This is a genomic window from Chitinophaga silvatica (assembly GCF_003419895.1).
Taxonomy (GTDB): domain Bacteria; phylum Bacteroidota; class Bacteroidia; order Chitinophagales; family Chitinophagaceae; genus Chitinophaga; species Chitinophaga silvatica.
The window spans coordinates 22,341-35,104 of sequence record NZ_QPMM01000020.1 but is presented as its reverse complement, the minus strand read 5'-3'; the positions used below and the strand labels follow the sequence as shown (position 1 = coordinate 35,104).

The 12,764-nt window shown below is 40.2% G+C and carries 10 protein-coding genes; 1 reads left to right on the top strand and 9 read right to left on the bottom strand.

Annotation, left to right across the window (positions count from 1 at the left end; translation table 11 throughout):
• Window positions 1-2 precede the first annotated feature (2 nt).
• Together DVR12_RS27045 and DVR12_RS27040 are read right to left on the bottom strand one after the other, a co-directional pair.
• Window positions 3-1,568 carry an FMN-binding glutamate synthase family protein gene (locus tag DVR12_RS27045; protein ID WP_199417218.1) on the bottom strand — a complete coding sequence of 522 codons (1,566 nt, stop codon included), beginning with the start codon at window positions 1,566-1,568 and terminating at the stop codon, window positions 3-5.
• Between the two features lie 273 nt (window positions 1,569-1,841).
• The gene (locus DVR12_RS27040; RefSeq protein WP_116978943.1) at window positions 1,842-4,130 is read right to left on the bottom strand and encodes a DUF7133 domain-containing protein; all 2,289 of its coding nucleotides are present in this window, start codon (window positions 4,128-4,130) and stop codon (window positions 1,842-1,844) included.
• A 151-nt stretch (window positions 4,131-4,281) separates the two neighbouring features.
• Here DVR12_RS27040 and DVR12_RS27035 point away from each other — a divergent pair, with 151 nt between their 5' ends.
• Window positions 4,282-5,544, top strand: a complete 1,263-nt coding sequence (locus DVR12_RS27035) for a NupC/NupG family nucleoside CNT transporter (RefSeq protein ID WP_116979007.1) — start codon at window positions 4,282-4,284, stop codon at window positions 5,542-5,544.
• A gap of 177 nt (window positions 5,545-5,721) precedes the next feature.
• Here the strand turns inward: DVR12_RS27035 and DVR12_RS27030 are convergent, their stop codons facing one another.
• From DVR12_RS27030 to DVR12_RS27000, 7 genes are all read right to left on the bottom strand, one after another.
• Window positions 5,722-6,639: a hypothetical protein gene (locus DVR12_RS27030; protein ID WP_116978942.1), complete on the bottom strand. Its 918-nt coding sequence runs from the start codon at window positions 6,637-6,639 to the stop codon at window positions 5,722-5,724.
• Between the two features lie 15 nt (window positions 6,640-6,654).
• Window positions 6,655-7,206: a hypothetical protein gene (locus tag DVR12_RS27025; protein ID WP_116978941.1), complete on the bottom strand. Its 552-nt coding sequence runs from the start codon at window positions 7,204-7,206 to the stop codon at window positions 6,655-6,657.
• 34 nt (window positions 7,207-7,240) lie between these two features.
• Window positions 7,241-8,239, bottom strand: coding sequence for an outer membrane protein assembly factor BamB family protein (locus tag DVR12_RS27020; RefSeq protein WP_158563389.1), 999 nt, complete (start codon window positions 8,237-8,239; stop codon window positions 7,241-7,243).
• Window positions 8,240-8,291: 52 nt separating this feature from the next.
• Window positions 8,292-8,690 (bottom strand): hypothetical protein, encoded by a 399-nt coding sequence (locus DVR12_RS27015; protein WP_116978939.1) that lies wholly within the window; start codon window positions 8,688-8,690, stop codon window positions 8,292-8,294.
• Between the two features lie 329 nt (window positions 8,691-9,019).
• Window positions 9,020-10,363 (bottom strand): Gfo/Idh/MocA family protein, encoded by a 1,344-nt coding sequence (locus DVR12_RS27010; RefSeq protein ID WP_116978938.1) that lies wholly within the window; start codon window positions 10,361-10,363, stop codon window positions 9,020-9,022.
• A gap of 26 nt (window positions 10,364-10,389) precedes the next feature.
• On the bottom strand, window positions 10,390-11,088 hold the full coding sequence (locus DVR12_RS27005) for a 3-keto-disaccharide hydrolase (RefSeq protein ID WP_116978937.1): 699 nt from the start codon (window positions 11,086-11,088) through the stop codon (window positions 10,390-10,392).
• A gap of 10 nt (window positions 11,089-11,098) precedes the next feature.
• Window positions 11,099-12,742, bottom strand: coding sequence for a RagB/SusD family nutrient uptake outer membrane protein (locus DVR12_RS27000; protein WP_116978936.1), 1,644 nt, complete (start codon window positions 12,740-12,742; stop codon window positions 11,099-11,101).
• Window positions 12,743-12,764 lie beyond the last annotated feature (22 nt).

Sequence of the window (12,764 nt, the reverse complement as noted above, 5' to 3'; positions counted from 1 at the left end):
TATCAATTGTTAACAGAAGGCCCCGGGTACAATGCAGCACCTGAAGTACTTGCATGATCCGGTGCATATATTTGTTCGTATGATTTTATATCGGTTCTGGTGATCCGTCTGAATAATGCTGAAGGCGTTACCTGCGTTGGATGCTGGAAGCCACAGGCTCCCATTAATTCTGCCAATGCGGCGATGGTATTTCTGTGATAATTAGCTACCCTGATTTTCTTATCCGCTACATTAACAGCCTGGTACAAATGCGGGTCCTGTGTTGCTACACCAACCGGGCAGCTACCGCTATCGCATTGCAGGGCCTGAATACAACCCAATGCCAGCATCATCCCTCTTGCACTATAACAGGCATCGGCACCCATAGCCAATAATTTAAGTATATCGAATCCTGTAATTACCTTACCGCTGGCCATGATCTTGATATGAGAGCGCAGACGATGGTGTTTCAATAAATTAACCACCAAAGCCAAAGCATCATAAAGAGGCATTCCAACAGCATCGGTAAACTCGAGTGGCGCCGCTCCGGTACCGCCTTCCGCTCCGTCTATCGTGATAAAATCAGGATAGATTCCAGTATTTACCATAGCAATACAAATACGTTCAAACTCATCTGCACGGCCTATACATAACTTAAAACCAACGGGCTTGCCACCGGAAAGTTTTCTCAGTTGTTGTAAAAAAGCTAACATGCCATATTCGTCGGAAAAAGCGGTATGTCCGGCTGGCGACAAAACATTTGTTCCAGGCTTAATTTTTCTGATTGCTGCAATTTCAGGAGTATTCTTCGCAGCAGGTAATACCCCTCCTTTTCCTGGCTTAGCACCCTGACTCAATTTCAGCTCTATCATTTTCACAGCTGGTTCACTTGCTGCAGCAGCAAATAATTCGGCTGAGAAATTACCTTTATCATCGCGGCATCCGAAATATCCGGTACCAATTTGCCAGATAAGGTGCCCTCCATGCTGCAAGTGATAAGGACTAATTCCTCCTTCACCTGTATTATGCGCGAAACCTCCTATTTGAGCCCCTCCATTTAAGGAAGCAATAGCTGTTTTACTTAATGCACCATAACTCATTGCGCTGATATTGAGTAAGCTGGCATCATAAGGCTTATCGCACTGCTTATTACCGATGGTTACTCTTAAATGATCAGCCGATACTTTAACCGGGAATGCTGAATGGGCCACCCATTCATACCCTGGTTCATACATATTATCCAAGGCACCAAAAGCAACGGTTTGTTTTACATCTTTGGCACGTTGATAAACAACAGCACGTTGACGACGGTTGAACGGGCGACCATCGGTATCCGATTCGAAGAAGTACTGTCGCATTTCCGGGCGAATTTGTTCCAGGAGATAACGTGCACGCCCTAAAAGCGGATAATTGCGCAATAGCGCATGCTTACTTTGAAAGCGGTCATAGATCGTTAGCAATGTTAATCCAACTGCTACCGGCAATAAAAACCAACCACTTAAATAACCTCGTGAAATGCTTGCAGCAACACCTGCGTCTAGCAACAGGCAGATCAAATAGATTGCCCATCGTGCCATACGATGATTCATAAAAACTGATTTTATAAGATTGTTTTGGTAAAACGTAAAATGGAACTTCGCTGCCTAAAATAGCAGTCTATTCCCCCCGGGTCAATAAGAAAAGCATTATTGTTGCCCGGGTTTAATTGTTGAAGTCTTTAGGGCAAGATAAAAATGGCAATAGGAATCCCGCTATACCTGGAGCGGTACAGAATAACAAAATGGGTAATATGTTATTTGCCGAATGCAATGTGTTAATTCATTGTATCCGGCAAATATACGGGTTTTATTATCAATAAAACATTAATTAGTTAATTCAGCAGCTGTGAAAGGTTTCTGCCTTCCATTATACTGCTTACGTATCTGCTGCACATCAGCAGGAGCAACTTTCCCGGCATTATTTTTCCATGCACTGCGTAAGAAAGTCAGTAATTGTGCAATATCTACATCACTAAACTCATCACTTGCTCCAATTCCTGGCATATCGCCATTAATTTCAGGAGCTTTATAAACTTTACCATGTACTTCTACCGGGCCCGTTAATCCAAATAATACAATTGAAATAAGTTTCTTTTTATCGCCTGTCACCCAGTTACTTTCATTTAACGGAGGTGCCATTGCTGCAATACCTTCACCACTCTTTCCGTGGCAAGTCTGACAAACAGTATTAAATACCTTGTAGCCCAATGGATATGTTTCTCTCAGTTTATCCATTTTCTTAGCATCTGCCTGAGTATCCATATGTTTTAAAACTGTTTGTAACTGACGGCGTAATGCAAGTGTAGTATCCGGATTCCAGCCGATAACCTGTTTCAGCAAGGCTTCTTCCCTACCCGATGCATTATTTACAATTGCCGCACTGATATAACGGTTAGGGGCATACGCTTTTATCATTCGTTCTTCCAATGCCTGACCGATCGATTTATTAATCTTAGTAATAGCAGGAAGTTGGTAGGCGATAACAGGAGCTAAATAACTATTGTTAATAAGAGTATCCAGATCCAGGATAATCACATTGATATTTGAACCATTCATTACTGCCGGTAAAGCAGTAAGTGCCTGCTGCTTCAGTTCTGCATTATCTTTCTGCCAGATCTTTTCCAATACAGGAAGTGACAGGCTGTGAAGACCTTCCAAAGTCCAGAGGGCATGAATTCTGGCCAGCTGATTTTCCTGTTGCTCCAGTAACCCAAGCAATGCAGGTACGGCTGATTTATCGGCCCGATCTACGAGCAATTGTTGCGCTTTATCTCTGATTGTTCCATTAGCATTTTTCAAATACTCCACCAGGGAAGCGGTACTGGTTTCCATAACCGGCAATACCGGGTGGGTACCTTTAGGAACTATTCTGTAAATACGGCCACAATTTAGTGGTAATGTAAGGTTCCTCATCTTAATCTCATTCTTTAAATAGGGAGTGAGATAAGTTTTATGTTGAAGAATTCCTCTGTACATATCTATAATATATAGAGCTCCTTCAGGGCCGGTTTGTAGAGCCACCGGGCGAAAACGCTCATCGGTACTTGCCAGAAACTCTTTACCCTGATAGGCTTGTACCCCTCTTACAACATAGCTGCTATCTGAAAGGATATTCCTTTTAATAAGGTTTGCACTTGGTTCGGCTACAAAGGCATTGCCTTCATAACCTTTAAGCAGTTGGTCTCTGTAAATAGTTGGACCGCAGGCTGCTGTAAAACTCACCAATCGCAGGCTATCATTCAATGTGGTTTTCTGGTATCCTCTGTTAACACCCGGAGTAGCTCTGATTGGATAGGTACGATTATCCGGAACAATTCGCTGATCGAAACCGGCTGCATTCTGCTGGTGTGAATTATTGGCACCTAAACCAGGAGAGAAATAGTCGCCCAAGAGGTTTTCTGAGTTATTATTATAATATAAACGGCCGTAGTTGTCCTGGGCTATACCCCATTGTCCACGGAAATGGGTATTTTCTTTCAGCCATTTATTACCTTGTTTGCGATAGCGTTTATCGGATTTGGCATTATAGATCCAGTTATCCATTCCACGAAGCAAGCCATTAGGCTGATGCTCAACATTTCCTCCTGCGGCATATTGGTCATCTACCAATGTGCGTTTTCCGGGTTTATCGTTGTTGTTTTCGATATACCAAAGTTGAGGAGGTGTGGCAACCAGTACTCCGTTTTCAACCAGGCATACTGCCCGTGGCAATACCAGGGAATCCAGAAATACGGTTCTTTTGTCCATCACCCCATTTTTGTCGGTATCTTCCAGGATAACAATCTTTCCGTTGGGTTGCTCCTCTCCTGTACCAACGGTATCGGGCATAAATCCTGTCATTTCAACTACCCACATTCTTCCTTTTTCGTCGAAAGTTGATATAACGGGAGCCACGATGAGTGGTTCTGAGGCTACCAGCTGAACTTCCAGGCCCTCATCATATTGCATATGTTTGATGGCTGTCTGGGCATCCAGAACGGGAGAAGTGGCAAATTCCTTACGTGCAGCGATGGAATCCTGACCTGGTTGATGTGCTGTGTTTTTCTTGCCTTGCTCACAAGCTACTAGGCCAAATAATAACGCGGTAAAACTTATACTTTGTAGACGGCTCATTTTTTTTAAATCGATTGCAAAAGCTAAAAATACACTACTGATTGAATTTTTAACGAAAAATTACATGAGAGGAGAATAATGTGGTTGCGCGACCTATAAAAGGCTTATCTTCGTCGCCTGATTGCATACACTTTACGATTTATTTGCATTTATGGAACGCTTTCAAGGCATTATAGGCATTGTGCTGATTTTAGGGATCGCCTTTTTATTTTCCAACAACAGGAGTAAAATTAATTACAGATTAGTTTTCAGTGGATTAGGATTACAATTAGCCATTGGTCTGTTGGTATTTAAAGTACCACCTGTGACCTGGTTTTTCAAAAAAGTGGGAGACCTCATGGGTTTGCTCGAAGGTTTTGCCGCCAAAGGCGCCTCCTTTGTATATGGAGGAATTGGTGTAAAACAATTTGATGGAACCATAAAGGATTATACAGGAGGTGGATTTGTATTCGCCTTTAATGTAACCGCTACTATCATCCTTGTATGTGTATTAGTGGCTGTATTATACCATTTTGGAATTATGCAGCGGGTAGTTGCTGTTATTGCCAGAGCAATGAACTTCATTATGCGGGTAAGCGGTGCAGAAGCACTAAGTAATGTTGCCAGTGCATTTGTGGGCCAGGTAGAAGCTCAGGTAATGATTCGCCCCTATCTTTCAAGCATGACCAAAAGTGAACTCCTCGCATCTATGAGTGGTAGCCTTGCTTGTATTGCCGGCGGTATTTTAGTGGTGTATGTAAATATGGGTGAACAAGCCGGATTACATATTGCTCCATTCCTGATCACAGCCAGTTTAATGGCAGCACCAGGTGCTTTAGTGATTTCCAAAATCGTTTTCCCCGAAACAGAAGAGAGCCAAACAATGGGCCGGGTAAAACTGGAAGTAAAAAGTAATTATACAAACGTAATCGATGCCATTACCCATGGTGCCGGTGATGGTTTCAAAATAGCCATGAATGTAATTGCCATGCTCATTGGATTCATTGCATTTATAGCGTTTATCAACTGGGGCCTGGTAAATATCGGGCATCTGTTGCATCTCAACTTTGAGCTGAGTCTCGACTGGATCTTCGGTAAACTGTTTATGCCAATGGCATGGGCAATGGGAGTACCGGAAGGAGATGTACAAAGCGTAGCCACCCTGCTTGGGCAGAAACTCACTATTAATGAGTTTGTAGCTTTCAAAAGCCTGACCAGCAAGGATGTGCCTGTATTAACAGAAAAAGGTCTGGCTATCGTAACTATTGCCATTGCAGGATTTGCAAACTTCAGTAGCGTAGGTATGCAGATTGGTGGAATTGGTGAACTGGCTCCCGACAGAAGAACGGATCTAGCTAAATTAGGCCTAAAAGCTTTGCTTTGCGGAACACTGGCGTCTTATATGTCGGCTACCCTGGCTGGTATGTTGCTATAAATTATTTTTATTGTAAATAAACAAACTCCCTGTAGCCTTTCGGTACAGGGAGTTTTTATTTTGATAGATGCTTATCAGAGATCCACCGATATAGGCTATCTGAAATTCATCTTTATAAAAACGGATTTGCAATCAGCCATTATTATTTTCTTTTTGATCCTCATTATATTTTGATCTTTATCTGTCAATCTTATACCACTCATTCAGATAGGGTTGTATTGTCAAATTCCTGGAAGAATCTACCAAAAACTTATCATCATTATATTTATAAAAAATGACTTTATTCAACTCCGGAGCAAAACGGATATAATTAATGGAATTATTTTCATCTAAGGAGCTGATACAATAATTACTATTTGAGTATTGGTATCCCGGGAATTCAGTGATTATTGCGTTGTTATTATGAAAAAACCGAATCAGGAATCCTTTGTGGGGCACAAATGCAGAATTAGTTACCTGCGGTGAGCAAAAAATCAATAAATAGCATTCATTCAAAAATGTAAAAGTATAGAATGCTGAAATATAAATGTTTTCATTCCCTAGTAAATCAACCTTGCCATAGAGGGAATCCAGATGATATTGCCTCCCATTAAGATATAATGTATTCTTAGCTAACGAATTGCTTTTTTCAGTTCCAAATGAATAACTATTGTGTATTGGATCTATAGAACAATAAATGGTGTAGTTCCTAATTTTTATAATAGTATCAGCATTCTCGAGTGTAGAAATTGATACAGATTTTAAGTATTTCCTTCGGGTAATTAAATCATAGGAAAAAATATTGCTGAATTCTTTCATAGAATCCAATTCGGTCTTAGAATAATCAATTTTTCCATATCCAAAGTCTACATAAACAATCGAATCTGTTCCGGAATTATGCTGTTTATCTGATCCAGATTTGTTGCCACAACTTGCCAACAACACAACAGCTATTATCATGGAAATACTCAGTAACTCATTTATACTGGAATCATCAACCAATATATCTTTAAAGGAACGCTTAAATCTACCACCCAGCCATCTTACAAATGCTCCTGGAACCTTCAGGACAATCATGATAAATGATTCAATAGTTATATCAAAAATTGTCTGCATATGCTATAAATGATTTCATATTCCACCAATTTCAATTTTCCAGGAATTATTCTCTTTTCTGAAATAAAATTTCAGGTTACTATCACTCGAACACTCCACTTTAATATACTCTTTTGGAAAAAATTGATATTCAATACAAGTGCCATTAGAACACCTATATTGAGATCCTTTTTTTAAAATTCTATCTACAGTAGTAGCCCCTATTATTTTTTGGAATGTAGGATCGAATACAAAGTTGTAAAATTCAATAATCTGATTGCTATTAATATCAAAATTTCCATACATCTTCTCGTCATTTATAAACCTTACTGTATCGCAGTCATATGCAAATCTGAATTGTACAGGAAAGATTGCATGTATCGGAAAATCCAGGTGTTTAATAACCTCTTGCTTATTGTTGGAAATAACATTATCTCTGAATTCATTCCAAAACTGACTGAAAGAGGTAGTATCAGGTAAACTAGTATCTAATTCGAAGCTTTCAGACTGAAAAGTATTCAAATTATCAGGCGCGGCATAAGAGATTAATGAGTCTATAATCAGAAATAATACTAAAAAAAGCTTCATAGTATGAATTAGGGTCCTGGCTTCCAATGGTACTTCAATTTACGATGTACCACTTATTCGTGTATTTAAATATCAATAGTGCTGAATATTGTAGTTTCTGCATTTGAGCTATTTTATTCGATTTTAATGCATATGCGCTTAAATGGAAGGAAGCATCAGAATAAACTATAGTATCAGCTATCATAAACATCTGATTACCGCTTAGTTCGGTCTTTTCATCAAGATCTGCCAAGGTATCGATCTTATTATTCCGAAAATCAAACGAGCATAATTTACTATCGTATGAATAAAAATAAATTATGTGTTTATCAATAATTGGAATTTCACGTTCTTCATACTTAAACTCTTGTTCAAAGTCTGTTCTACCAGTTTGAGTATCCAATACTAGTATTTTCCCTCCTTTATAATATCTATTACTCCCAATGAATAGCTTTGTGCCATAAATTATACCTGGACCAAACAAGCCTTCCTTATTATTGGGGAGTTGCCATTTCAATTTCCCTGTTATTTTTTCATACACGCTTAAAGCACTGTTTTGCCAGTTACTAATATAAATATTATCCTCATCGTAGGTTAGTGGCCACGGAGAAAGATCAGGTGAATGTGTTTCCTGAAAACTATAATTCAAACTATATAAAATAGCTCCAGTTCGGGTATTAACGCCAATAATTCCAGCTCCTTTAATACTAGCAACAATAATTGAATCTTCAACAAAATCGAAATTACTGCAACGCCCATTCAATTTTAAACTCCAGATAGTATCCCCTGTTCTGGCAGATAAACAGACAAAATTTTCATTCGAAGATGGAAAGTAGATATTGTCTTTTTTAAACACCGCCTTAGCATAACATAAATCCTGTAACTTCCTGCTATAGGTAACCTTCCCGACTTTCAGATCATAGATCTTTAGAGTTGTATCCCAGCATGAATAGATCAAACTATCATTGAGTTGAGTAATTGTATTATCAATGGCATGTAACTTTAATATCTGGGTTGCCGGAATTGGTTGTTTTTTAGCGGTACAAGCTGTCAAAAAAACTATTATAATAGAATAATAAGCTCTCATTTGCCAAATTCAATATTTACTAGTGGTAAACCTGTAGCCCCTTTGTACACACCATAACAATACTATCTGATTGCAATGACATTCTATATACTTTGTTTTTAGGGTCTTTAAAATAAAACAGCCGGTATCGTCTTGCAAGGATATTATTAGAAGATTTTATCACCAGGTACCGATCATCTTCATCTTTTTCTATTTCCCAGGTACCATTTTCGGATCCTTTAAAGTCATATCTGGGTAGACTAACCTCTCCATTATTGTCAAAAACCATTGAATTTACACTTAAATAGACCAATCTATTAGCATCCCCAATTCTTATTACATCTATAGCCCACCAGCCTACCAGCTTCCTTTTGTCTTTACTACAAGCGGATATTAAGGTTGCAAAAGAAATTAGTAGAACAATAAATTTACCTTTCATTATTAATTAATTTTAATCTCCTTGGGCAATTCTACAATTGTAGCTCTATTAGGTATTACTTACATGGGGCTATCACAGGTACAACAACACGATATAGGAAAAAAAATTAAATAAAATCACGAAACACTTGAATTAAAAGCATTTCCATTTTATTTACCTAATATAAATAAAATATTTAAAAGTTAAAATAAGGAGAGAAAAACGGATTGATCTGCAAGTCGTATACCCGTTGAAGTAGTAAATGCCGGATATTTAATAAAATGGAAAACTCTAAATAAAAAAGCGCGGAAGAAGAATCCTCCACGCCTTATTCTTTAATTCACGTATTGCTAGACTTTTGGCGCCCAACCTGGTTCATACTGCCGGCTCCAAAATTTATTTGCTGCCGGATCATTCAGGATATGGCCATTACGTTGGTCTATTTTTAAGGTATGTCCTACGCGTTGTGCGATGTTACCCAACTGTACCCACAACGTACTCTTATGCCCTACTTCTACATCAGCATTAGGCACTTTGCTTTCACGAATACTGTCGATAAAGTTGGTTACGTGAATAGCATCCAGTCCTTCACTCGGACTGGCCGTATTACGTCCATCAATTACTGCATCGGATTTTATTTCTTTAATAATCTTATTTTTCTGATCGTAAATGGTATAACTATTTCCTCCAGTACTCATGCTGCCATTTTCGCCGTAGAATATCACACCACGATCGGCACCTTCTACCAGACGACCATTACAGCTGCGTCCTTCCCATAATACCGTTACATTATCCGGACAGTTATAGGTGATCAACTGAGTATCAGGAGTTTCCCAGTCGTCCTGGAAATGGAATCTTCCACCGGTTGAATTTACCAGCAGCGGGTAATCGGCTTTCAACCCCCAACGGATTACATCAATTTCGTGAGTACCATTGTTCAGCGCTTCACCAGTACCCCAATGCCAGAACCAGTGCCAGTTGTAGTGAATGAGATTACTGCGGAAAGGTCTGCGCGGTGCAGGACCTTGCCATAGATCATAGTTAAAGCCTTCAGGAGGAGAAGTGAGTTCACCTTTTCCAATAGATCCGCGGTTGTTGGTATACCATGCTTTAGCCATATGTACTTTACCAATCACACCGTTATGCAACTCCTGGATACCTTGAGTGAGCACAGGCCATGAACGGCGTTGGCTTCCCATCTGTACTATACGCTTATACTTACGAGCGGCAGCAACAGCCATTTCACCTTCATTTGGGTTATGGCTAAGCGGTTTCTCTACATACACGTGTTTACCTGCCTGGCAGCCCATAATTGTAGCGGGGGCATGCCAGTGGTCAGGAGCAGCTATCGCCAAAGCATCAACGTTTTTATCGGCCAGGGCTTTACGGAAATCCCCCTCTGCTATAGGATCGTTGGTACCACCTGCTTTCTTAATTGCCGCCAATCCTTTCTGAATTGCTTTCGTATCTACATCACAAACATAATGTACCTCTGTATTTTTCTGCTGAGTGAAAGCACGTGCGAGGAAAGATCCACGTCCGTTACACCCCATCAGCGCTACTCTTACTGTTTCATTACTGCCTACAATGCGCGCATAGCTTTTAGCTGAAAAACCGAGGCCTATACCGCCGAATGCTACGGCAGCAGAACCAGTTGTCAGTTTTTTAATAAAATCCCTCCTTGTATTTTCCATATCAGATCAAATATTTTTTGAGATGATTACAATGCCTTGATTTTGATGTTTCTGAATGCCACTTCATCACCATGCTCCTGCAGGAGTATAGGCGTTTCAGTTACCTCCGAAAACCCTTTGATATTCTTATACTTACTGGCAGCTACCAATGCTTTAAAAGCATCACTTCCTCTTTCAAACTCCACTACTTTTACACCATTAAGCCAGTGTTCTACGTGTGTACCTTTAGAAACGATACGGGCTTGATTCCACTCTCCTACTGGTTTATTCTCTTTACTGGCAGATGCGGTGATCAGATCATACAAGGATGCCTGCGTGCGGTTTCCATTCATCCCCAATTTAGCATCAGGGTGATTCAGATCATCGATCACCTGGAATTCCAATCCGAGTGAGCTATTAGGCAGCAGGTAATATTTAATACCGCTATTGGCACCTTTGGTAACGCGGAAGTCGAGCGACAATTCAAAGTCTGTATACTTCGTATCTGTAATGATATCGCCACCATGACCACTAGCCGGATCGGTTTGCAGCGTATAGTCTTTAATCACCCAACCTTTTTCAGGAAATGGTTTACCATTCGCTGCTTTCCAACCGTTAGTTGTTTTACCATCGAACAACAGGTGCCAACCCGCCTTCTTTTCTTTCTTTGTCAGTGCCGGTTTTTGTGCCACAGCAACTACTGTACTGAAGGCACAAGCCGTAAATAACAGAATTACCTTTTTCATTCTAAATGGTTTAGTATCCTGGATTTTGTTTAAGATTTGGATTTACACTCAGCGTATTATTTGGAATAGGGAATACTATACGCCAAGGCTCGGATTGTTTTTTATCCCATCCCGGATCAGTGAATTTTCCGAAGCGAATCAGGTCATTACGTCTCCAACCTTCCCATGCGAATTCACGGCCTCTTTCATTGAGCAGTTCATTCAGGGTAAGTGTACCTACAGTGTATTCTGCTTTTGGATCACCAGGGGCAAAATCTCTTTTACGTACAGCATTCACCAGATTTACTGCTTCCTGAGTAGCCTGACCACCATTTTTACGCATAATGGCTTCTGCCTTCATCAGCATGATATCCGACAGTCGATATACCGGAGCATCATTACTCATCTGGCTGATCTTACTTCCTTTTTGCAGTTCGTATTTCACGTTTCTTGCACCATGGAATTCCTTTGCAGTAATCATGGTAGCGGTATCGCCAGGAGCGTTAACGAAATAAGGGTCCAATACCAATGGTTTACCTTTTTGCGCACCACTCAGACATTTTAATGGCGTAACTCCATCGGCTGCGAATTGCGGACCAACCAACCATTGTTCTCTGCGCTTATCGGTAGCACCAAAAAGGCTAAAGAAATTGTTGTGAGTCATCATACGGTTTTGTGGTGTCCAGGTGAAACCGTATGTTTTCTGGTGTTCCTGATGTAACACTTTATAATTCCATCTCATTTCCGTAGCGTAAGTTGTATCATAAACCACTACAAAAATGTTTTCTTTAGATACCTCATTCTTGATCTTAAATGGATCATTCCAATTGGCATCCAGTTGGTATCCACCCCCACCGGAATAGTTAATTACTTTATCGCAGTAGGTAATACAATCATCCCAACGAGCCTGCCCGGGTTGCAGACCACTGGCGGTAAGCGTTCCGCTATATACCTGCGCATTCAGGTATAATTTGGCCAGGAGTGCCCATGCTGCAGGTTTAATCATATGTCCGTATGTGTTAGGTGCTCCTTTGTCGAGCAACTTATCCATATTGTTCACTACTTCCTTCTCGATATATTCGAATACTTCTTTTCTGGATTTTGTTTCAGGATACAATGGTTCTCCTACTTTTTCGGAGATAGGAATATTACCCCACATATCCATGAGCAACCAGTAGTACCATGCACGATAGCAATGCATTTCTGCAAGAACCATGTCTTTATCCAGACCTACGTTTAGTTTCTGGAAGTTTACAGACTCCATATTTTCGAGTGTAGAGTTGGTAAGCCCAACACCTCTGTAGATCGCATCCCAGGTATTTTTAATTTCAGAGTCGTCGGGTGTCCAGGTATGCCAGTGCATACTTACGATCTGATCACCACCATCAGCTGGCGCGTTACCATCGCGATACGGCATTGCTGCTTCATCGGTAGTTAAGGTATTCAGGTGCCAGATACGATACTGGTAACTTCCAACTATATGGGAATACGGACGAATGTAGTTGGCAATTACTTCTTCTTTGGAATTAAAGAAGGATTCCTTGGTAACACTGCTGTATACCTGTTCATCGAGATTAGTACAACCGCTCATTCCGATGCTGGCAGCACAGCCTAAAAGGCCTGCTAGTACTATTCCTGAGCGTTTTTGTTTTATATATTGAAATGACTTTTTCATGTGTAACTCTTTTTTCTGGTGA